Origin of the sequence: Dolichospermum sp. LEGE 00240, from assembly GCF_015207875.1 — a bacterium.
Lineage (GTDB): Bacteria > Cyanobacteriota > Cyanobacteriia > Cyanobacteriales > Nostocaceae > Dolichospermum > Dolichospermum gracile.
Genome location: NZ_JADEVZ010000005.1, coordinates 115,262 through 137,455 on the forward strand (window position 1 = coordinate 115,262; position 22,194 = coordinate 137,455).

General features: G+C 37.6%; 19 protein-coding genes and 1 tRNA gene. 11 read left to right on the forward strand and 9 right to left on the reverse strand.

The genetic code is table 11. The annotated features are described in order from the left end of the window. The first annotated feature begins 33 nt into the window (after positions 1-33). The 5 genes from IQ226_RS02925 (at position 34) to IQ226_RS02945 (ending at position 5,861) form a co-directional block, all read left to right on the forward strand. Positions 34-1,260, forward strand: a complete 1,227-nt coding sequence (locus tag IQ226_RS02925; protein WP_193891879.1) for an O-antigen polymerase — start codon at positions 34-36, stop codon at positions 1,258-1,260. Between the two features lie 86 nt (positions 1,261-1,346). After that, positions 1,347-2,540 (forward strand): glycosyltransferase, encoded by a 1,194-nt coding sequence (locus IQ226_RS02930; RefSeq protein ID WP_193891881.1) that lies wholly within the window; start codon positions 1,347-1,349, stop codon positions 2,538-2,540. A 499-nt stretch (positions 2,541-3,039) separates the two neighbouring features. After that, a complete protein-coding gene (locus IQ226_RS02935) occupies positions 3,040-3,786 on the forward strand; it encodes a class I SAM-dependent methyltransferase (RefSeq protein ID WP_193891882.1) in 747 nt (248 codons plus the stop codon). Between the two features lie 391 nt (positions 3,787-4,177). Beyond that, positions 4,178-5,008 (forward strand): glycosyltransferase family 2 protein, encoded by an 831-nt coding sequence (locus tag IQ226_RS02940; protein WP_193891885.1) that lies wholly within the window; start codon positions 4,178-4,180, stop codon positions 5,006-5,008. Positions 5,009-5,075: 67 nt separating this feature from the next. Next, positions 5,076-5,861, forward strand: a complete 786-nt coding sequence (locus IQ226_RS02945) for a glycosyltransferase family 2 protein (RefSeq protein ID WP_228039211.1) — start codon at positions 5,076-5,078, stop codon at positions 5,859-5,861. 176 nt (positions 5,862-6,037) lie between these two features. Here IQ226_RS02945 and IQ226_RS02950 read toward each other — a convergent pair whose 3' ends face one another. Further along, entirely contained in the window at positions 6,038-6,175 is a 138-nt protein-coding gene (locus tag IQ226_RS02950) for a hypothetical protein (protein ID WP_193891888.1), read from the reverse strand. Positions 6,176-6,447: 272 nt separating this feature from the next. On the opposite strand from IQ226_RS02950, the gene IQ226_RS02955 reads away from it, so the two are divergent. From IQ226_RS02955 to IQ226_RS02970, 4 genes are all read left to right on the forward strand, one after another. Further along, on the forward strand, positions 6,448-6,669 hold the full coding sequence (locus tag IQ226_RS02955; protein WP_168635922.1) for a hypothetical protein: 222 nt from the start codon (positions 6,448-6,450) through the stop codon (positions 6,667-6,669). A gap of 5 nt (positions 6,670-6,674) precedes the next feature. After that, positions 6,675-7,088 (forward strand): putative toxin-antitoxin system toxin component, PIN family, encoded by a 414-nt coding sequence (locus IQ226_RS02960; protein ID WP_370567071.1) that lies wholly within the window; start codon positions 6,675-6,677, stop codon positions 7,086-7,088. A gap of 355 nt (positions 7,089-7,443) precedes the next feature. Then, positions 7,444-7,770, forward strand: coding sequence for a nucleotidyltransferase domain-containing protein (locus IQ226_RS02965; protein ID WP_193891891.1), 327 nt, complete (start codon positions 7,444-7,446; stop codon positions 7,768-7,770). Further along, positions 7,763-8,176, forward strand: coding sequence for a HEPN domain-containing protein (locus IQ226_RS02970; RefSeq protein WP_039199725.1), 414 nt, complete (start codon positions 7,763-7,765; stop codon positions 8,174-8,176). Before IQ226_RS02965 ends, IQ226_RS02970 begins: the two co-directional genes overlap by 8 nt. A gap of 594 nt (positions 8,177-8,770) precedes the next feature. Here IQ226_RS02970 and IQ226_RS02975 read toward each other — a convergent pair. The 4 genes from IQ226_RS02975 to IQ226_RS02990 form a co-directional block, all read right to left on the reverse strand. Beyond that, positions 8,771-8,843, reverse strand: a tRNA-Phe gene (locus IQ226_RS02975). A gap of 78 nt (positions 8,844-8,921) precedes the next feature. Then, positions 8,922-9,755, reverse strand: coding sequence for a metal ABC transporter permease (locus IQ226_RS02980; RefSeq protein WP_193891894.1), 834 nt, complete (start codon positions 9,753-9,755; stop codon positions 8,922-8,924). Positions 9,756-9,828: 73 nt separating this feature from the next. Continuing rightward, positions 9,829-10,611 carry a metal ABC transporter ATP-binding protein gene (locus IQ226_RS02985; RefSeq protein WP_193891897.1) on the reverse strand — a complete coding sequence of 261 codons (783 nt, stop codon included), beginning with the start codon at positions 10,609-10,611 and terminating at the stop codon, positions 9,829-9,831. Between the two features lie 262 nt (positions 10,612-10,873). Further along, positions 10,874-11,890 carry a metal ABC transporter solute-binding protein, Zn/Mn family gene (locus tag IQ226_RS02990; RefSeq protein ID WP_370567070.1) on the reverse strand — a complete coding sequence of 339 codons (1,017 nt, stop codon included), beginning with the start codon at positions 11,888-11,890 and terminating at the stop codon, positions 10,874-10,876. Between the two features lie 254 nt (positions 11,891-12,144). Here IQ226_RS02990 and IQ226_RS02995 point away from each other — a divergent pair, with 254 nt between their 5' ends. Then, entirely contained in the window at positions 12,145-13,734 is a 1,590-nt protein-coding gene (locus tag IQ226_RS02995; RefSeq protein WP_193891901.1) for an iron uptake porin, read from the forward strand. A 73-nt stretch (positions 13,735-13,807) separates the two neighbouring features. Beyond that, on the forward strand, positions 13,808-15,409 hold the full coding sequence (locus tag IQ226_RS03000; protein ID WP_193891904.1) for an iron uptake porin: 1,602 nt from the start codon (positions 13,808-13,810) through the stop codon (positions 15,407-15,409). Between the two features lie 699 nt (positions 15,410-16,108). On the opposite strand, the gene IQ226_RS03005 is transcribed toward IQ226_RS03000, so the two are convergent. The 4 genes from IQ226_RS03005 to IQ226_RS03015 form a co-directional block, all read right to left on the reverse strand. Then, positions 16,109-17,836 carry an NFACT family protein gene (locus IQ226_RS03005; protein WP_193891907.1) on the reverse strand — a complete coding sequence of 576 codons (1,728 nt, stop codon included), beginning with the start codon at positions 17,834-17,836 and terminating at the stop codon, positions 16,109-16,111. 734 nt (positions 17,837-18,570) lie between these two features. Next, positions 18,571-18,846, reverse strand: coding sequence for a hypothetical protein (locus tag IQ226_RS24855; RefSeq protein WP_096671296.1), 276 nt, complete (start codon positions 18,844-18,846; stop codon positions 18,571-18,573). 156 nt (positions 18,847-19,002) lie between these two features. Continuing rightward, complete coding sequence (locus tag IQ226_RS03010; protein WP_193891910.1) at positions 19,003-20,271, reverse strand: glycosyltransferase family 1 protein; 1,269 nt, start codon at positions 20,269-20,271, stop codon at positions 19,003-19,005. Between the two features lie 982 nt (positions 20,272-21,253). After that, positions 21,254-21,763: an RNA-binding protein gene (locus IQ226_RS03015; RefSeq protein WP_193891913.1), complete on the reverse strand. Its 510-nt coding sequence runs from the start codon at positions 21,761-21,763 to the stop codon at positions 21,254-21,256. Between the last annotated feature and the right edge of the window lie 431 nt (positions 21,764-22,194).

The following is a 22,194-nucleotide window of genomic DNA, read 5'->3' on the forward strand; positions in this document are numbered from 1 at the left end:
TTTATTTTGTTATCTATATTACGTAAATTAGTTATGTGGCGAAAAATTGTCAGTCCTGAAATACTTCTGTTATTAGGTACTCTTCAAGCTATTTTCCCTTATGTTCTTTGGACTTTTCAAGGAAAAAATGAGAGTTACAACTATGAAATAACTTATTTACCTTTATTCTTATATATTATTGGATATTTTTTCTTTTGGTTAGGCACTAGATTTTTTAAATCTAATCTAAATCGTATATATCCAGAAATAGTGAAAATTAGTTTCAGTAGCTTGGAAAAAATTATATTCATTATTTCATTTTTAATAATTATTCAAATTATTAATATTGTTCGATCTTATGGTTTCTTACCAATTCTAGAATTTTTCTCAGGAAGCATAAATATAAATGATGTTAACAACAATGCTGTTGACACTGGCTTTGGTCAGTTGGGTATTTTTGTTACATCTTTATTTTTTTTAAACGGATTATTATTATCCCTATTAATCAAATCAGTAGAATCTAATAAAAAACTATCTGTATTCTTTATAGTTAATTTACTGATTGCTATTTTTGGAACTTTGATAACTGGAAAACGCCAGGGATTGTTTATTTTAATATTTTTCCTGTTTTCTGGACTCTCAATTCGTTTTAATAGTCCACTAAAAACATTTATGAACGTCTTTGGTTTCCAGATAACGAAGAAAGTAAGAATTTTAATTTATTTAGTTGTGCCAACAATATTAATTTACTTTATGGGTTTGATGGCTTCGTTAAGGATTGGTTCAGACTACAAAATATCCGGCACTGATGAAGCTATAAATTATCTCCAATGGCCTCTAATTAATTTTGAGGCGCAGTGCGAACAAGCTGGCTTGGGTCCATACAATTTCAACCCCGTTTACACTTTTGTTGGACTACTACCACGTAGGCTGTATGAAGACTACGTAATGAATAATGATTTACCTATTAGTCCTGAGCCCAGTTCCCCTGTAGGCTTCTATGGAAATTTACATTGGGGATTAGGAATTCCAGGAATTATTTTGTTTTCTTTTATTTTTGGATTGATATCCAAATATTTTTATAGCAAATCGTCTTTTAGTCTTTCTCATTTGCTAATTTACTGTCAAATTACATGGACGTTAATTGCGGCTCATAGCTATAACCATTTTCTTTCTCTTGTCTTTTTGCCATTACCTGGATTATGCTTCTTAATTTTTGGTTTCTTATGCAATGTTTTCTGTAAAAAAGAAAACTATTTAATTGGCAACTTACAAAAATAACATATGAACATAAAGCCAGAGTCAAATTACTATATCTTAATGTTGTTTGATGAATTAAAATATTAATTGTTACACCTGAATTAATTATGAAAGTATTGTGTGTTTTTGGAAAGTATCAGTATGGTAATCCTGCTCGTGGAATTAACACTGAGTATGCAGCTTTTGTACCAGCTTTAGAAAAGTTAGGACATGAAGTTGTCCACTTTGAATCGTGGGATATGTCAGGCTATATCAGTTACGCTGAAATGAATAAATCTTTGCTAGAAACAGTTGAACAAGTACAACCTGATGTTATGTTAACTGTTCAAATGCATTATGAAATTTGGTTGGAAACTCTAAAGATTATTCAATCACAGGGAGACGTTGCAACTATTTCTTGGACTACCGATGATTCATGGAAGTATAGGCAAGTATCGAGATATATTGGCAATGCTTATCATGCAATGACTACAACATATCCTCAGATGGTAAAAAAATATCATCAGGATAACATTCAAAATGTCTTACTATCTCAATGGGCAGCTAGTTCTGAAACGTTTAATGAACCCCTTCCATTTGAATCTTGTCGCTATCCAGTTTCCTTTGTAGGTAGATCATTTGGTAATCGGATTCAACGAATTTATGAATTGCAAAAACATGGTATTGAGGTAGCAACTTTTGGTCATGGTTGGCCAACTGGTTCAGTATCAGGAGAAGAAATTCCCCTTATTATGAGAGAATCGATAATCAGTCTAAATTTTTCTAATTCTATAGGAGAAAATCAAATCAAGGCCAGAACTTTTGAAGTTCCTGGGTCTGGAGGTTTTTTATTAACAGAGTATGCACCTGGATTAGAGAATTATTATGTGTTAGGTAAAGAAATTGAGGTATTTCATGAAATACCTGAATTAATTGAAAAAATAAATTACTATTTAGAACATCCAGAAGAACGAAACGCGATCGCATGGGCTGGATTTGAAAGGACTAGGCGCGAACATAACTATGAAATTCGCATGAGAGAAGTCTTAGAGTTTGCAATAAAATCCAAGGAAATTTGGTTAGAAAATAATCCTATACAACTAGCACAACCTTCATTTCATTACGCGTTGCAAGCTCATGAAATTACTTTTGTGTTACAAATTATACGCAGCAGTTTATTGTGGACTACTATCCTGATTTTGGGTCAAGAAAAAGGTCGGCGAGCAGCTAGGAAAATTGTATTTGAAATCAGTTGGAGAGTTTTTAAACAAAATACCTTTATGGCTAGCGGTTGGACTGGAAGAATGTTTCCAGGATATTGATTGTAGCGATTTATTTAAAGATATCCTGCTTAGGAATGTGGATTAAATAAAGTGCAAAAGTTATAACAGGGATAGTAAACTCAAGAAGTGAGTATTAGGGAACAATATAGTGCTAGAAGTCTACTCTCCAATGCTAACTAAAGATTTAGCTTCTGATTATTTCCTCTATGTTCTGTGTCTACTTCCCGAATGCCACATCTAGTTTTTCTAATACCGATACTACATCTAGCATTTTCTGTACGACAAATATTTTCCGCTTTGACTATCGGTTAGCTTATCTAACTTTCTCCTCTATCTTTCGGTATCCCCTCTCTCTGCGCCCGTTTGAAAAGTCTAAATTCATACTTCCCTCGGCGACTGGAAGTCGCGACTACACAGACAAAACCTACCTTCGTGGGAAGCGACACGAGGGATTTTAATCCCCGTGGTATTTCATGTTAGAATTAAATCGTGAGTAAGAACTTAATTCTGTTTCCATTAAATGCAAGGACTAAAAGACATGAATAATAACAAAATTCGCCAATTAAACAATCAGGCAATAGAGCAATTTGATCAAGAATATGTTAACGACTTTCAATGGGAAAAAATTCAGAATCTAATTAATAAATCTTTTCCTCAAAATAACTTTTGTTTTCTTGATATTGGTGGTGGCAATGGAAAATTTGCCGACCGAATATTGGCAACGTATCCCTTGTCAACTGGAACTATATTAGATAATGCTGATATCCTTTTATCTTTAAATAAAACAGACCCGAGAAAAAAACTAATTTTGGGTTCTGTAGAAGATTTAACAGAACTTTTCGTTAATTGCAAGTACGATTTGATTTTCTTCAATTGGACACTTCATCATTTTGTGAAAGATTCTTATGCAGAAACTAGAAAATCCCAAGCTGAATCACTTATTAATGCAAGCAATTTACTATCAAGTATTGGGTATATTTCTGTTTTTGAAAATATATATGATGGTATTTTTTTTAAAAATTTACCAAGTTATATTATCTTCTGTCTTACATCTAGCAAAACTCTTGCCCCTTTTTTCAAAAAAATGGGTGCTAATACAGCAGGGTGTGGAGTTTGTTTTTTATCAGAAAAACAATGGCATGAGACTTTTAAAAAAGCCGAGTTACTTGTTTCGGAATATACAAACTTTGATCAATGGCCTTTCAGTATTGTACATAGACTTTTTCTACACTTGGGACTAGTTAGGGTTGGTCACTTTTGGGTGAGCAAGAAAGTTTTAAAATAAGAACGGGCTGAATAGAACGGAAAATATACTTGCAAGGCGACACCTACAGCAGTTTGATATCAAACCCACCAGAAAAATTAATCGCAAAATTAAGTTTGGTAGTGGTTTCCACCATTTTTATTTGTGGCACGGTTGATTACAATTTGCTGTAAGATGGTGGTTGAAAAGCCTAATTTATTACACCTCTAGCGACTATAAGTCGCGGCTACACAGGGAAACTTGAAAAACTTAATTTTGTGTTACTCTACGCAGTCGGACTTTGTTTGTGTAGTAGCGATTTATAATCGCCGGAAACTTTTTAAACATCTTCTAAAATAATTACAAACTTCATCATTCAGTGTAATATCTGTGTTATGAACTATGTCTCGATTGAAAAAAACTCTTGAGGAATATGGAAACATCTATTAGTGTCGTTATACCATGTTATAATTGTTCTAATACTATTGAACGAGCAGTTGATTCTATAGCTAAACAAAGTCTTAATCCGGTTGAAGTCATACTTATTAATGATGGAAGTAAAGATAATACTTGGGAAATTTTACAAAAGCTGCAAAATAAATATGAAAAAAATTGGATAAAAATTATAGATTTAAAGTCTAACTCTGGACCCTCTGTCGCTCGTAATGTTGGTTGGGATTTAGCTACTCAAGATTATATTGCTTTTCTTGATGCTGATAATGCTTGGCATCCAGAGAAAATCGCATTTCAGTATTTATGGATGTGTGCTAATCCTCATGTTTTAGTTTGTGGTCATGAACCACCCCGATCTATTTCAAATAGCTATCCCTTAGAACCTACACTATTAAATAAAGAATTTAAAACCTGTGCAGTGACAAAAAATCAAATATTAATGTCTAATCCATTTGAAACTTCATCAATAATGCTCAGAAGAGATATCAACTATAGATTTGATTCTGGACAAAGATACTGTGAGGATTATTTTTTATGGATGCAAATATGTCTGGATAATCACAGTCTTTATCTATTAGACTTACAATTAACCTATGTATATAAAATACCAAAAAGCTTAAGTAGTAATCTTGTAAAAATGAGGTTGGGAGATATTAGTAATTTCTGGAAACTGTGGAAATCAGAGAAAATAACCTTTCAAAATATGATTTTCTTGACAGGTATATCGTTGCTAAAATTTATAATTCTTCTGATTTCTCCTAAATTTCATGCTAATATTAAATATTTTCTGTCTTCCATACACAATAATTAGAAACAGCTATACCTAGCTTCAGTTAAGTATTTATTCATTTTAAATAAAATCAACTTTCAATTTATTTATGGAAAAAACAATACGTATTACTGCCTCACTAGTCTTATATAAAAATAACCCTGAAATGATTTATAAGACAGTATTATCTACTATCAGTACACCATTAAAGATTAACTTGTGTGTTGTTGATAACTCACCTTCTCCAGATTTGGAAACAGTATTACAAGATTTAGAAAACGTTGAATACTATTATAACAAAGGTGACAATGTAGGTTTTGGTAAAGCCCATAATATAGCTATTTCTAGGTGTGGAGTTTCTGATTACCATCTTGTGCTTAACCCAGACATCTATTTTGATGAAAATGTCATACCACAATTAATAGATTATTTGGAAAGCAATCAGGAAGTCGGTTTAATTCAGCCTAAAATATTTTTCCCTAACGGTGAAACACAATATCTTTGTAAGCGTTATCCAACAATACTTGCTCTGTTCGCTAGACGGTTTCTTCCTAAGCCATTACACTTCCTTTTAAAAAGCTATCTCGACTGGTATGAAATGCGGGATATGGGCTACGATAAAACGGCTGAGGTTTTGTATTTATCTGGCTGCTTCATGCTCTTTCGTAAAAAGTATCTAGATGAAATTGGCTACTTTGATGAGGATATATTCATGTACTTTGAAGATGCCGATATAACTTTGAGAATGGCTAAAAAATACAAGACTGTATTTTATCCTCATGTACATATTTTCCATCATTGGGCAAAAGGCTCATATAAAGTGCTGAATTTAACAATAATTAATATTCAGTCAGCAATTTACTTTTTCAATAAACATGGATGGAAACTCTTCTAAAAAAATCTCAATAAGAGATTGGGTGTGATCCGAAGTTAAAATAAATATCTTTGGGGTAATTAGTCCTGAAAAGCAAACTGCTGGCAGCAGAGATCAGGAATTATGCTGAATAGACTTAGTAGCGTGCAGTGTAAGTGAATAAAGCATTTTTAAACCTTGTAATCAATCAAATTTTCCTAGCTTTTAATGGTCATCTTATTTACACGGTGTTGTACTAGAGCGATCGCTAAAACCAGCCATACTAATCTATACTTGCCTTTTTTAAAAATACTACTCATAGCGATCGCGTCAGCAGTTCGCCATTGAAATCTCACTAACAACTGCTCACGAGATAAATTACCTTACCTATCCTCAAACTTTCTTTTCCTGTGCTAAAGTCAAAACCTGCACATACAGCCGGTCTGAAATTCTCATTCCCTGTGCTTACATCTCATTTAAAACATCCTTAACACTAGCCAACACACCCTATAGTGTACAAATTGTATAGGTTAACAGAAGAGGAGATTAAGATAATTCAGGATAGTGTAAAACAGAAATAACTGGCGATCGCTATAATAAAACTAGACTAATTAACTTGTAACTTATCATGGAAAACATTACCATTCAAGTCGAGCCAGAAATTGCCAAAGCGTACCGAGAAGCAGAACCAGAAAAACAGCAAAAAATCCAAATATTTCTCAACATAATGCTGCAAAAAGCAGTCAGTCAAAAACCACTCTTAGATATCATGGAAGAAGCGAGTCAACAAGCCATTGCTAAGGGAATGACCACAGAAATTTTAGAATCTATTCTCAAGGATGAAAACTAATCGGTATTGATACAAGTGTAATTGTCAGTGCATTAATCTTCTCTAAATCTACCACAATGCAAGCTCTTAGAGAAGCCAAACAAAACGGAGTAATCTTAATTTCTGTGGAGATTTTATCAGGATTAATTGATGTACTCAGTCGTCCAAAATTTCACCGCTATCTATCCAGAGAAATTCGTGAAGACTTTTTAGCCAGTTTAGCTAGAGAAACAGAATTAATCACAATTAATGAAACAATTGATATTTGTCGAGATCCTAAAGATAATAAATTCTTAGAATTAGCCATTTCTGGAAATGCCACTCATATTATCACAGGAGACAAAGACTTATTAGAACTGCATCCTTTTCGAGATATCTTGATTGTTACACCGAGTCAGTTTTTAGATAGTTTATCTTCAGACCCGCATCAGAGATTCTGACTTGTCACCGGCTGAAGGTACAGCAAGAGGTGTAACCACAATCCCTTGACTACTAAGGACAATAGTAGCGAACTGCTTGCAGCAGCGCTTACGCGATCGCTATCCTCACAGGAATTATAGTAGATAAACCAAGGGCGATCGCTAAAACCAGCCATACTAATCTATACTTGCCCTTTCTAAAAATACTACTCATAGCGATCGCTTCAGTGCTGCTGCAAGGAATTCTCTAAAACCAGCCTCATCTATACTAATATTAATCATGGCGATCGCTTTGGTTGTTCAAAATTTTGCAAAAGTTCATTGCCCCATCTTATTTAGTGTATTTTAGAGAAAGTATTAGAATAAGTTAAATTTTATGGCTGCCAAGCATTTAAGCACTCACTTTCTAAATGAAATTACTAACCGACTGGTGAGCGCGCTCGAACCAGAACAGATTTTTCTGTTCGGCTCTTATGCTTACGGTGAACCGACCGAGGATAGCGATATTGATTTATTGGTGATTATCTCAAAATCAGATGAACCACGCTATCGTCGAGCGCGTCAGGCATATAAAGCTTTGCGTGGTATTGGTATTCCAAAAGATATTCTGGTGATGACCCGCTCAGAAGTTGAACTCAAGGCTAATGTAGCCAACTCACTAGTCAATCAAGTAATACGTCAGGGTAAACTCCTGTATGGATAACGCAAAATTTGCAGAAACTAGACAGTGGTTAATCAAGAGCCAGCGAGATTTAAAGGCTGCGTATGTGTTACTTATTAATAATGAAGAATCTCTGTTGGATGCTGTTGTTTACCATTGTCAACAGGCTGCCGAAAAAGCATTAAAGGCTTATTTGACATATCAAGAGCAGGTAGTCAAAAAAACCCATGATTTGGATGTTTTGTTAGATATCTGTTCATTGTTTGAACCTGGGTTTCATGATTTAAAAGATATAGCGGATACTTTGACCCCTTATGCAACAGAATTTCGATATCCAGGGGATGTAATTGAGCCGGAAAGATCCGAAGCTGAGGAGGCATTGGAGATGGCTACTTTAGTTCTAGACTTCGTTATTCAAAAATTGCCAAGTGAATTTGACCGTGAGTAAGATACTTCTGGTATTATTTACAGATAGTATTTCACCCAAGTAGAATCACTACGTAACACGAAAATTGCCTGAGGTACGGCAGTTTGGTGAAAAGCGATCGCGTCAGTGCTGCTGCAAGGAGTTCTCTAAAACCAGCCTAATCTATAATAATATTAATCATGGCGATCGCTAGTTCAGATCACAGCAATTCTCATTTTAAGGTTTCATGACATTTTAATCCTTACATTCTTATGGTTTTACAATTCTTAACGAATCCGGCGATGTGCCTCCAACAAAGTCAGAATCGCGGATTATAGGGATTAAAAGATTGGGCGGATTAAGTTGTTTGCTATGATAAAAGTCACTAAAATTATCATTCTTTGCGGGATAGTAAAACAGGCGGTTAGAAACCGCGTCTACACAGGCAAAACCCACCTGCGTGGGTTTCAATCCTTAATTTTTCCTTAGTCCGCGCAGGCGGACTTTGTTTGTGTGGTTCCGTGAATTCCATTCGCCAGGGCTTAAGTTGACACCATTAAGCAGTGCTAAACCCCTGCACATCTGGGTTCTTTGTCATTTGGCAAAAGTTTAAATCTCACCAGTGTTTAGATATGATGCCAGGAACGAGACTTGAACTCGTGACACGAGGATTTTCAGTCCTCTGCTCTACCAACTGAGCTATCCCGGCGTGGGGCTTTTTTATTCACCACCGTCAATAAATTTAGCATGATAAAAAAGATTAGTCAAGGGGTTATTCAAAAGAATTTTAGCCGACCTTCATTGTCAACTTCACCCAGCTAAATACAGCCACAAATACCAAAAACTGCACAAAAACAATACTTGGTCCAGATGCTAGGTTAAACAAGCCAGAAACCATCATTCCCGCGATACTACTGCTAGAACCGACAACCACCGATAGAATTAGAAAGCGGCTGAAATGGTGACTCATGAGTTTGGCTGTAGCAGCCGGAATTACCAAAAACGCATTTACTAATAAAACACCAACGGCTTTAATTGCTACAGCTACGGCGAGGGAAAGTAAAACAACGAACCCGTAGCGATATAATTGTACAGGTATGCCTTGGACTTGAGCAACGTCGGGATTAAGAGTTAATAAAATCTGTTGTGGCAGGGTTGATAATAAAAAAACGCTGCTACCCACAAGCACCAACAGGGTCAAAATTAAATCTGTGTTATCTATGGCTAAAATATCGCCAAATAGCACGCCCATTAAGTTACCGCGATATCCTTGAATAAAACTGGTGAGAATGACACCGATCGCTAATGCCCCGGATAGAACTATGCTGAGAACACTATCACTGGCTAAATCGGTTTTATCAATTAGGTAGAGAACAACTACTCCAAAGATTAAGGTAAACGGGAGTAACATCCAAGTAGGATTAATGTTGAGTAACACGCCTAATGCTACACCTACGAGGGCTGCATGACCAACGGCATGACTAAAAAAGGATAATTGTCGTAAGGTAACGAAACTGCCCAATAAACCGCCTAAAATGCCCATTAACACAGCACCTATAATGGCACGCTGCATAAAAGGAAATTGTAATAAATTCACCAAGTCATGATAGTTAATGGTCATATTAAGAGGAGTCAGGAGTCAGGAGTCAGGAGGAAGAAGAAAAGTTTATTACCAATTACCAATTACCTGTTCCCTAATGATGATGTTCATAGCGACTAAAACCTGGACCATAAGTAGCTAAAAGATTTTGTGGTGAAAGGGCTATTTCCGGTTGACCGGAACAGACAAGGGTTTGATTGAGACAGATGACGCGATCGCAATGACGGCTTACCATATCAATATCGTGAGAAACTTGCAACACCGTCCAATTCTCTTCTCGTTTTAATTCATTTAATAAAGCATAAAAATCCGTTGTTCCTTGGACATCTACCCCTGCAAAAGCTTCATCCAATACTAACAATTTTCGCGGTGTTACCAAACAATAAGCCAATAATACCCGTTTGAGTTGACCACCGCTCAGAGTCCCAATAGCCTGATTTCGCAAGCGATAAGCATCAGTACGGTGTAAAGCTGTGGTAACTGCTGCTGATATTTCCCGTTTTTCTTGCCAAAATTTCGAGAACAATGAATGTTTTTTATTCCCTATTCCTAAAGCTATCAATTCACTAACTGAAATGGGAAAACTGCGATCAAAAATAAAGTTTTGTGGCATATATCCCAACTGATTCCGCAAATTTCCTAGTCTAGAAATTGGGCGACCAAAAACTTCAATTGTTCCAGCACTGCGGGGAATTAAATCTAAAATAGCTTTAATTAAGGTACTTTTCCCAGCCCCATTTGGACCAACTATGGCTGTATCTGTTCCTGCTAACAATTCAAAGGAAACATCTCGCACAGCTAGATAGCTGCTTTGGTAGACTGTTAACCCAGAAACTTTTAATATTGGTAATGTAAATTCTGCTTGTTCGTCAGTCATGTAATTTAGGATTTAAGATGCCAATAATTTATAGTGATATGGCAGGAGTCAGAAGTCAGAAAAAAAGAAGGATTCAGGAGTAGTCAACTTAAGCCCTGGCGAATGGAATTCACGGAACCACACAAACAAAGTCCGCCTGCGCGGACTAAGGAAAAATCAAGGATTTGAAACCCACGCAGGTGGGTTTTGCCTGTGTAGACGCGGTTTCTAACCGCCCGTTTAACGTTAAGTTGACACCAATGAGCATTGCTAAACCCCTACGTTACTTGCATCCAGCGACTAAACTCTCCAAATTAGCTTTCATTGCTTTAAAATAATACTCTGGATTGGTATCACCAGTTTCTAAAGAATCTAAAGTCCGCACAGTTAACCCCAAATCTTGAGAAATACTTGTTAGTAATTTGTTATCTAATCCTGGTTCGCTAAATAGGGCTTTTACTCTGTATTTTTTGACTGTATTCACCACTTTTTGGACATCTGTTGGGGAAAGTTGCTTTTCAGGAATTTCTACCACTGCTAATTGTTTAATATTATAACGTTTGGCAAGATAGGGAAAGGCATCATGAAAGGTGATAAAGGTGCAGTTTGGTGTTTGTTTAATAGTTTGTTGAAATTCATTATTTAAATTATCTAATTTCTGAACATAAGCCGCTGCATTGGTCTGATAGTTGGCTTTATTGACCGGATCTGCGATAATTAAACCATCTCGAATATTAATAATTTGCTGTTTTGCTAAAACTGGATCTAACCAAACATGAGGATTTCCCAATTGGTGTTCATGATTATGATCATGTTCTCCCGTTGCTGTTTTATCTATGGGGGAAGTTTTATTAATAGCTTGAATACCTTTACTAGCATCAATTTCCATTAATCGGGAATTTCCAGCATTTTTAATTGTATCTGCTAAAAACTCCTCTAGGCCTAAACCATTTTTGACTAATACCTTAGCCGTAGCGATCGCTTTTACGTTTGCTGGTGTCCCTTGATATTCGTGTATTTCCGTGCCAGGCTTAACTAAAATTTCTACATCTGCTACATCTCCGGCTACTGCTTTAGTAAACAAATAAACTGGTAAAAATGTGGTAACTACTTTAGTTTTTGGTGATTTTGGGACTGGGGTTGGTTCTGTCTTTACAACCTCGCCACTGTTAGGATTATTACATCCATAAACTACTGACAATATTATTAAGGTAATCAGAGGTAAGAAACTTCTGGTTTTTCTATCTATTTTGATTTCTCTAAGACTTTTCATGGTTTGAGGTTGACAATAAAACTTCATTGGGATTATATCTCATAATGAGATCCATTCTCATAGAAATTATCAGAAAAATGCTACTGTATCAAGCGTTACAGAATATTTGGAAATTTCAGGTAATACTGCTGTATACTGAGAATATTTCCAGTTGATAAGGATTTCTTAACTTTTTATTGTGATCAGCTTAACTTAGGACTGTAGTATATTAAAGATCACTATTAATAGCTGTACTAATTCAAGTGTAGCATTATTAACTTTAAACACGGGTGTGAAGAAAAATGCAAAAATTCTGGACTTATCTAATTGCTAGTTCAACAGTTGTGAGTGGCATATTATGTATGAATGCTGCTGCAAAGGCAGAAGCATTACCAGTACCAGCAACTAATTCAGAACAACAGGTTAATAATAGTCAAGAACAGGCAGTATCTCAAGTTACCTCCGTATCTCAGTTATCCGATGTTCAACCTAATGATTGGGCATTTCAGGCTTTACAATCATTGGTAGAACGCTATGGATGTGTTGCAGGTTATCCTAACGGGACTTTTCGGGGTAATCGGGCGTTATCACGATACGAATTTGCAGCCGGGTTAAATGCTTGTTTAGATCGAGTCAATGAATTAATTGCTACTGCTACCGCCGATTTGACGACAAAACAAGACTTAGCAACAATCCAAAAATTGCAAGAGGAATTTTCCGCAGAATTAGTCACTCTCCGGGGGCGTGTAGATACAGTAGAAGCTAAAACCGCTGAATTGGAAGCTAATCAATTTTCTACCACCACTAAGCTACAAGGACAAGTTGTGGCAGTTGTTAGTGATGTACTGACAAATAAACAAGTTAATAGTGAGGCAATAACTGATAAAAATACCACTTTAGGCACAAGAACACGGCTAGAATTGGTAAGCAGTTTCACTGGAAAAGATACACTTTTTACCAGAATCCAAAGTAATAATATCAACAACCCTGATATTAAAACCAAAGAAGGCAACTTATTTTTTGCCAATCTTCCTGGTACTACTGGTACTAATGATGTTACCATAGATGCGCTATGGTATGCTTTCCCCCTGGGCAAAAATACCCAAGTCAAACTAATTGCTAATGCTGGTGCAGCAGACGATGTTACCAGTACAGTCAATCTGTTTGATGGTGATGGTGCTTTTGGGGCTGTATCTACTTTTGGGACAAGGAACCCGATTTATGGACAACTGGGTGATAAAGGCATAGCAGTTAACCATCAGTTTGGCGATAAAATAGGCCTAAGTTTAGGCTATTTAAGTAGTACAGCTAATAACCCTACTCCTGGAAACGGTCTGTTTGATGGGAATTATGGTGCTTTAGCGCAGTTAACTGTCAAGCCCAGCGATCGCATTTCTCTTGGTTTAACTTATATCAATTCCTACAATCAACCATTGCTCACTGGTAGTAATAACGCTACATCTAATATCGTCACTTCAGGTCAAAAATTTTCCAATAATTCCTATGGTGTTCAAGCATCTTTAGGAATTAGCAAGAAGTTTGTCCTCGGTGGTTGGGCTGGTTATACCAATAGTCAAGTTTTGACAGGTACAAAGGGAGAGTTTGACACTTGGAACTATGCTGTTACTCTTGGATTCCCTGATTTGGGTAAAAAAGGTAATTTAGCTGGTGTTATAGTTGGTATGGAACCGAAAGTCACAAGTTCTAGCGCGACTGTTACTGGAGTTGCAAAAGATCCAAATACTTCTTATCACATTGAAGGATTTTACCAGTACAAAGTCAGTGACAATATCACCATTACTCCTGCTGTAATTTGGCTAACAGCCCCAAATCACAATGATAGTAATGCTAATCTAGTGATTGGTGCCTTGAGAACTACTTTTAGTTTCTAGGTTCCAAGTCAGAGTTATTAAGAATAATTCTTAATAGCTTCGATTTTTCATAAAAAACCAGGTGTGAAGAAAAATGCAGAAGTTCTCAACATATTTACTTGCTAGTTCGACTGTTATCAGCGCTGTACTATGGACAAGTTCTGGAGTCTTGGCTGAAGAAATACCAGCAAATAATCAACTCCAGACTGACACTAATTCTCAACAATTAAATATAAATAATCAAGAAGAGGTAATATCTCAAGTTACTTCCGTGTCTCAGTTATCCGATGTTCAACCTAATGATTGGGCATTTCAGGCTTTACAATCATTGGTAGAACGCTATGGATGTGTTGCAGGTTATCCTAACGGGACTTTTCGGGGTAATCGGGCGTTGTCACGATACGAATTTGCAGCCGGGTTAAATGCCTGCTTAGATCGAGTCAATGAATTAATTGCTACTGCTACCGCTGATTTAGTATCAAAGCAAGATTTAGCAACAATCCAAAAGTTGCAAAATGACTTTTCCGCAGAACTAGCAACCTTAAAAGGGCGTGTAGACACTGTAGAAGCCAAAACCGCTGATTTAGAAGCTAATCAATTTTCAACTACCACAAAACTGCAAGGACAGGTTGTTGCGGTTGTTAGTGGTATTGTTTCTGGTGATAAAATTGGCACTAGTAACATTACTGACAAAAATACGACATTAGGCACTAGAACTAGACTGGAGCTTGTCACCAGTTTTACTGGAAAAGACACACTGTTTACCAGGTTAGAAAGCAACAATATTAACAGTTTTGGTAATACTACAGAAGGTAAATTTACAGATGGTAAATTGTCCTTTGCCAGTGGCACACCTAATAACAATGTTTCCATAGGTGCGCTTTCCTATGGATTCCCCCTTGGTAAAAATACTTATGCCAATATCATAGCCAATGATGGTATAATTCTCGACCTTGACAGCACATTGAATCTATTTGATGGGAATGGTGGGTCTGGTGCTGTGTCCGCATTTGGAACCAGAAATCCCATCTATGCCCAATTGGGTGGTGCAGGACTAGGTGTAAAACAAAAATTCGGTAAAAACTTAACTCTCAGTTTAGGTTACTTAGCTAGTCAACACAATACACCTACTCCCGGAAATGGGTTGTTCGATGGTCCTTACGGCGGTTTAGCACAATTAACAGTCAAACCAAGCGATCGCATTTCCCTTGGTTTAACTTACATCAATTCCTATAACAAGTCACTGGCTACAGGTAGTAATAACGCCACGTTTGCCAATCTTGCCCCTGGTACAAACTTTTCCAGTAATTCCTACGGTGTGGAAGCATCTTTAGGTATTACAAAGAAGCTTGTTTTAGGTGGTTGGGCTGGATATACCAATAGTCAAGTTTTGACTGGTACCAAAGGAAAAGCGGAAATTTGGAACTATGCTGTTACTTTAGGTTTACCAGATTTGGGTAAAAAAGGTAACTTAGCTGGTATTATATTTGGTATGGAACCAAAGGTCACGAATTCTACTGTTACTGGAATTACTAAAGATCCAAATACCTCTTATCACGTTGAGGGATTTTATCAATACAAGGTCAGCGATAATATCACCATTACCCCCGCTGTAATTTGGCTAACAGCCCCAAATCACGATGATAGCAGTAGCAATTTAGTAATTGGTGCTTTGAGAACTACTTTCAGTTTCTAATCATAGCAATTAGACATCTCCAAAAAGGATGGTAGAGACATTCCATGTAAGAGTAAGCCTTTCTTTTTGTGGAGTTCTCTTAGAGGGTGTTTGAAAAGTCTAATTTATTACTTGCAAGGGCGACTAGAAGTCGCGGAACCACACAGACGAAACCCACCTATTCCTTCGGAACGCTACGCGAACGTGGGTTCAAAAGCCTTGATTTTTCCTTAGTCCACGCAGGTGGACTTTGTTTGTGTAGTAGCGATTTCTAATCGCCGGAAACTTTTCAAACATCCTCTTAGATAAATCTCACAAGTCATAGTTCAGATGTTGTTTCTGTTTCCTTGGGGAGAAAGATGTCTGAACTGTGATTTTTTTAATCAGTGTGATTAACGTGATTTTGAGAAGATAACAAAAAGACCAACCCCTCCCACAGGGCTGGTCTATAAAAAACGTTGTTCGAGTTGTCTTCTCAGTAGAGTCAAAACCAAATTGCGCGTTCCCAAAATTCAACGGGCAACTTTTCTTAACAAGATTGTAGCAGGCAGTACAATTTTTTCATGAAAATATCTCAAAAAATATCTGTCTTCGGGTGAGTAGCTTTTCTATTTGAGGCAAGAGGCAAGAGGCAAGAGGCAAGAGGCAAGAGGCAAGAGGCAAGAGGCAAGAGGTAAGAGGAAGTAGGGGGGGAGAAAGAATTTTCCCAATGACCAATGACTAATGACCAATGACCAGTTGGGGTTTTCCCCAAATAATCGTTTCTTGTTTATAAACCACAAGTCCTGGTTTAGTGCCTTTGGGTTTGTAGACGTGCTTGGGTTGGGTGTAAACTACTGGTACTTGGTCACTTTGACGGGCGCGACTGAAATAACCTGCTAGATTCGCTGTAAATTGTAAATCAGCTTCTTCGGCAACTGTACCCGGTTCTAAGCGTAACAGGACATGACTTCCCGGAATTTCTTGGGCGTGAAACCACAAATCATAGTCTCCAGCGACACGGAATGTCAGTTGATCATTTTGGATGTTATTGCGACCAACAAGGACTTCAAAGCCACTGGGACTGCGGTAACGATGAAAATTAGTGCCGGGGGTGTAGTTGCTGCTACGGCTGCGATATTCTAGGTCTTCTAGATATTTTTGCCCAATGAGTTCATCCCGGATTTCTTCTAAGGCTTGTAAATCTTCTGGATTTTGGTATTTGTCTATTTGCGAAATTGCCGCTTCTACAAGTTCGAGATAGTCAATTTCTGCTTGGACTGCAAATAGTAAGGGTTCAACGGCAGCACGGGCGCGTTTGAGTTTTTGGTGCTGTTTGTAAAGCTTTTGGGCATTTTGGACGGCGTTTTTATCGGGCAAAAGAGCGATCGCAATTGGCTGTTCGGTTTCAAAATCTGGTAAAATCATTTCCTGCATTCCTGGTTGCCAATGGTGCAGGTTGGCCATTAATAGGTCGGCTTTTTGACGATATTCTTCAGCCTGATCTGATTGTTGCAGGCGATCGCTAAAAGTTTTCGCTTTAGTGCGTAACTTCCCCAAAATATTCAACAACTTCTGACTTAACTGATGACGCAGTTGTCCAAATAACTGTTCATTCAGTTGGTCAGAATAATAACGGTAAACTAACTCTTGAATATTCTTTGTTGGTGCAACTCCACCCCAACCCATCACCGTATATCCATTCTCTGTCCAAGCAGGTTGGAATTTACCTGAATCTAAAGCTTGTAACCATTCTTGCCAACGTTGAAATAAATTTTGCCAATCTTGGGGAGTAAGTTCGTCAGTATTCGTATCTGGGATGATATTTGCCGCCAACAGCATAGTATCTAGCAAAGCCGAACTTAAACCACTATAACTTTTGAGTAACTGGCGTTTAATACCTCCGGGGACTAAACTTACCCGTTCTTGCCAGCGTTCTATAGATTCGCTTAAATTGGGAACTTTTCCCGTCAGTTTCGGTGGTGTTTCGTAACTTTGTCCAGTTTGAATCGGACGAACGCTGGATTGTTGCTGACTAACTTGATGGGCGGCAGTGATAATTTCATTACTTGCATCAGTTAAAATCACATTACTATATTTGCCCATCACTTCCGCATAAACGTGATAAAGGGCAGTTTCTCCCGGACGACGGGCGAATTGTAAATCAATAACTCGTTCCCAAGGGGAAATAGCCTCAATTCCCACTAAAGCCAACCCACCTAACTGATGTCTTAACTGTTGACTAAAAGTAAAAGTATCTGGGGCGCGTGGTGGTGGTTCACTAATACAAATATGGGCGGCTTGGGGATGCCAGGAAATATCTAACCAACCCCGTTGATTTAAGGTGCGTAAGGCAATGGCAATGGTAAAGCGATCGCGCTGATATACCTGTTCTATGCGTGCAGGCAACCAATTAGCGCGGATTTCGCCACAAGCGGCAGTTAAAGCGGTAAAGTCCAGGGGTTGCACAACAATTACCCCTTTTTCGCTATCAAATTACTTTCTTCCTTATAGGACTTACGCACAATCTTGAGTAGGGGGAATTCATGAATTCCCCCCACTTTCGTGATGTTTTGCATAAATCTGACTTTAGTATTTTCTTGGTTCATTAAATAACTGGACTTTGGGTTGTAATTCTATCTTCCCTGATTTGAGAAAGAAATTTTGGATTTTGACTCTTCAATCTAAGAGAACTCAACAGAATGATTGATCCTATAATGAGAGAAGATAATTTAAGTGTGCAGATTACCTCATGCGTCCAAAATCTATCATTTAACTCACGGAGAACCTAAAATCTCTGTATATAAAAACAGCTAAAAAACTCAAGGGAAGTGACCGAAGACAATTCATGGCAGAAGTAGTCAAAGGATTGGGAATAGCTGGACAGACTTTAGTAGGAGTATTCCAACCAAAAAAATGCCCAATGGTCATTGCGTAGGCGTAAGCTTCCCGTAGGGTAATGACAGGTTTTGGATCATTTATTGCTTGGAACACTCTAAGTAATTGGACAAAATTAATTACACAAAAATCTGGTCTGAAATCCTTGATTGGCAAAAGATTGGTAAATAACCAATATGTAATTAATTCTGTCGTAGTACCAATACTATTGCCAATTTTCCAAAATATGTTTGAAACCCAATAAAATCGTGACGATATCAATAGGGTTTCAGGGCTTTGGCAATAGTATTGAGTACTTAATGAAATCATCCTTGCCAAGGTGAAGGGATAGGTGTAGTGGAAATCACCTTTTCTGCCATCAACCTCACGGCAGTTTTCCCACAACTTGGGCATTCTACCTCTAAATACTGTGAAGATGATACGTCTACCTCACATAATATCCCCTGTTTGCAGTGCCAACATTCACAAATTACCCTGCATACTGGTTCGTTGCAGTCAAGGATCTTGACGTGCTGAAAATTTTGGGATTCGCTGTCTGGTTTCCTGGGCTTCGGGAATTTTTTGATTTCTTGAACTTCCATCATTTCACCGTCTAACTGCAACTATGTTTAGAGCTTACTTGATGCTTTCCTATCTTACAACTATGTACGAATTGTCAGTTGTCAGTTGTCAGTTGTCATTGGGAAGAAATATTCTCCCTGGCTTCTGCCTTCTGCCCCCTGCCTCTTCCCTGTTCCCTATTTAATCGCTAATGCGGGTTCTTTAACAGATTGTTGCAACAGTTGGGTATATAGTTCATCTAACTGACTCGCTACACCATGCCAGCTAAATTTATTGATAACACGCTGTTTAGCAGCTTTTCCTAGTTCTTGTTGCCATACAGGATTGCCAAGAATCCGATCAATAGCGTGGTTAAAAGCTGGGACATTTTGTGGTGGTACTAATAAACCAGTTTCTTCATTGACAACGGTAAATTGCAGTCCACCGACATCACTAGCGACTACAGGTGTACCACAGGCCATGGCCTCGATAGCTACTAATCCAAAGGGTTCATAGTGGCTGGGAACAACACAAACATCCGCAGCAGCAAAATAAGCTGGTAATATATGCCGACTTAGACAACCAGGAAAGGACGTGCATTCATCCATCCCTAACTCGTTGACAATGCCGACAAGGCGATCGCGTTCTTTTTCATCACTATTCCCTGGTGTACAACCACCACCAATAATCAACTGCAATTGTTTGGATTCGTAAAACTTAGATTCCCGCATTGCCCTGATCAAGGTTTCTATGCCTTTTCTAGGGTCAAATCTACCTACATATAACACCACTTTAGCTTCTGGATCAATTCCTAAAGTAGCCCTGGCAGCTTGTCTTTCCACCGAACCAAATTGCTGAATATCTGTACCACAGGGAATAATATCAATTTTGCCTTTTTGGGAAACAAGCGATCGCATATGTTCCTGTTCTTGAGGACTGGTGGCAACGATTCTTTCCGCTGTTTCCAATACTTGTTTTTCGACTATTAAACGTTGACTTGCCACCAGAGGAATATTTTCTATGGTGTTGTATTTGATCACCCCTAAAGAATGGTAAGTATGAACCTGTTTAGTTCCTTGTCTTTTCTTGAGTTCCATTCCTACCCAGCTAGATAACCAATAATTAGTATGCACTAAATCATAATGAATCCCAACTTCCTTTTGAAATTCTAGTAACTGAAAGACGAAATCTGGCAAATATTGAAACCCCTGATCTCTTGGCACAAATTCCACCGGACCTGCGGTTAACCGAATAGTCCGACAATTAGGATTATGTTCCACTATCCTTTCTTGATCAGCACTGACCCTCCGGCTAAACATATCTACCTGCCATCCTAGCTGTGCCAGGGCTTCACCCACTTGGCGGACATAAACATTTTGTCCTCCTGCCTCTTCTCTGCCTATTTCAATTGCTGGATCACCATGAACTGAAATTAAAGCAATGTGTTTTTTCGTGGTAGCTTTCATAGATTTTTCCGTTTCTGATTTCAACAATATAGGAGTGAATTTGCAACTTGCGCTTATTAAACTGAAATCTGTGTTTTTGTGGGTAACTTTCAATAATTAATATTTATTATATTTTAACTATTACCAAAATATTAGTTAATTTTTCCCATTTTCTATATTTATATTTAATACCTGCGATAGACATTGTTCCCTATCTTTTGACATAGACGAACAAATATTATCTATCATGATATATTAGTTAATCCACGATAAAACCCATCTGAAGTAGCAACGCCACATCATAAGTTAGATATTTAGGGTTGATTATTTACGAGGTTCAAGCAATCAAAATAATTTTCCTTAAAGTCAATCCATCAAAGTTAAATTACCGAAACAATAATTTGTCCAAATCAAAAAAAGTTCTGATTTTTAGGTTGGGTTGAGGCACAGAACCCAACATGAGCGTCGGGTTGCGCTGTCGCTTAACCCGACCTACAAAAGATGGACAAGGTATTGCGAAAACATCACCTTAATTACCGTCACTTTCAAAACCTTTGATTTCATTAAGATAATTGTATTAGCTTATACTACCTGAGTTCGAGATAAGATAATTTTTGGAAAACTGCCCCAAATATGAGTCTCAAACCCTGATGATCTCATAACTTTGTTCGCGTAGCGTCTCCGAAGGAGAAACTCTGTTCGCGTAGGGTCTCCGAAGGAGAAACTCCTAACACCGAACTCAGGTTATACTATTCCTACATTGTGAGAATTTTTGTTAATTTAGATACAGTTTTTCTAAAAAATCACAAATTTTGTGTAATCACACCGTCAAACTGGAAAAATCGCCAAAACCAATAGTGCAGATAACCTGATATAGCTACCTGCACTACTTGTTGATTAAATTTGGACTTTCGTGGGTGACGAAAGACATTTTTATCCGCTGGCACTAATCCAAAATAAGCTTTAAGAATTACTCTCAAAGCGTATTCACGAAACAGACAATTTAGTTGGTAGTTTGTGCTGACAGCATTTGTTTTAGCTTTTCTAAATCCGCCGCCCAACGGGGATCTGGACGAAAAGCTTCGTTATCAACGCTAGTAGCAGTTTCACGCGCACTACCACCACCGCTACCACGCCGAGATTTCTTAGTTCTCTCCCGACGATTACCTTCTTTATTACCGCTAGAACTAGGGGTGCTACTACCTTGGATAATTGGTTTGGGAACTTGTTGTTGTGGTTGTTCTTCACCTTCCTCACCTTTAGTCCGTGGTAAAGCTTTTTCCAGCTTGATGGGTGTATCTTTGAACATTTGACCATTATATTTTTCAATAATTTGATCTGCTTGTTCGTCATTATTGACTGTTAGAAACCCAAAACCCCGACATTTGCCTGTTTTCCGGTCTTTAATTAGTTTGGTGGTGACAGCATCGCCTTCTTCTGCAAATACAGCTTGCAAATCTTGACGATCTATTTCTTCTTTGGGCAAATTTCCTATATATAGGCGAATGGACATGGAACATACCTCCGAATTGGGATTAAACAGGGCAAGACAAAAACAATAAATTGGCTTTGGTTTTTGAATAGATACTATGGACTAAAACTGCCACAAACCAATTTCTGCAATCCGATATTGTAGCGTGGCGTGAGTCATGCTATCAACTTATAGAATACAGTTTTTTGTTGGGATCAAGCTTATTCGTCACGAAAGCAATTATGCAATCGTGGGCTAATATCACTTTAATTTTAGGAATTGTTAATTTAATAGCCAACTATCCACCACAGTAAATTCATTCTTCTTAATTCTTGCCCGCAGAACAAAATACCATTCCTTAACATTATCATGGTATTTTCCACGTAGCTAGTTCGGCAGAAACTTTTCTGCCAACAGCCAATAGTATTCCTTTATCGTAACATAAAACACATTTTTAAGGCAAGAGGTAAAAG

Excerpts from the sequence above, each read along its gene's own strand:
- IQ226_RS02925 (WP_193891879.1), top strand. The coding sequence starts at position 34 with ATGTGGCGAAAAATTGTCAGTCCTGAAATACTTCTGTTATTAGGTACT.
- IQ226_RS02930 (WP_193891881.1), top strand. The coding sequence starts at position 1,347 with ATGAAAGTATTGTGTGTTTTTGGAAAGTATCAGTATGGTAATCCTGCT.
- IQ226_RS02935 (WP_193891882.1), top strand. The coding sequence starts at position 3,040 with ATGAATAATAACAAAATTCGCCAATTAAACAATCAGGCAATAGAGCAA.
- IQ226_RS02940 (WP_193891885.1), top strand. The coding sequence starts at position 4,178 with ATGGAAACATCTATTAGTGTCGTTATACCATGTTATAATTGTTCTAAT.
- IQ226_RS02945 (WP_228039211.1), top strand. The coding sequence starts at position 5,076 with ATGGAAAAAACAATACGTATTACTGCCTCACTAGTCTTATATAAAAAT.
- IQ226_RS02955 (WP_168635922.1), top strand. The coding sequence starts at position 6,448 with ATGGAAAACATTACCATTCAAGTCGAGCCAGAAATTGCCAAAGCGTAC.
- IQ226_RS02965 (WP_193891891.1), top strand. The coding sequence starts at position 7,444 with ATGGCTGCCAAGCATTTAAGCACTCACTTTCTAAATGAAATTACTAAC.
- IQ226_RS02970 (WP_039199725.1), top strand. The coding sequence starts at position 7,763 with ATGGATAACGCAAAATTTGCAGAAACTAGACAGTGGTTAATCAAGAGC.
- IQ226_RS02980 (WP_193891894.1), bottom strand. The coding sequence starts at position 9,755 with ATGACCATTAACTATCATGACTTGGTGAATTTATTACAATTTCCTTTT.
- IQ226_RS02985 (WP_193891897.1), bottom strand. The coding sequence starts at position 10,611 with ATGACTGACGAACAAGCAGAATTTACATTACCAATATTAAAAGTTTCT.
- IQ226_RS02990 (WP_370567070.1), bottom strand. The coding sequence starts at position 11,890 with ATGAAGTTTTATTGTCAACCTCAAACCATGAAAAGTCTTAGAGAAATC.
- IQ226_RS02995 (WP_193891901.1), top strand. The coding sequence starts at position 12,145 with ATGCAAAAATTCTGGACTTATCTAATTGCTAGTTCAACAGTTGTGAGT.
- IQ226_RS03000 (WP_193891904.1), top strand. The coding sequence starts at position 13,808 with ATGCAGAAGTTCTCAACATATTTACTTGCTAGTTCGACTGTTATCAGC.
- IQ226_RS24855 (WP_096671296.1), bottom strand. The coding sequence starts at position 18,846 with ATGGAAGTTCAAGAAATCAAAAAATTCCCGAAGCCCAGGAAACCAGAC.
- IQ226_RS03010 (WP_193891910.1), bottom strand. The coding sequence starts at position 20,271 with ATGAAAGCTACCACGAAAAAACACATTGCTTTAATTTCAGTTCATGGT.
- IQ226_RS03015 (WP_193891913.1), bottom strand. The coding sequence starts at position 21,763 with ATGTCCATTCGCCTATATATAGGAAATTTGCCCAAAGAAGAAATAGAT.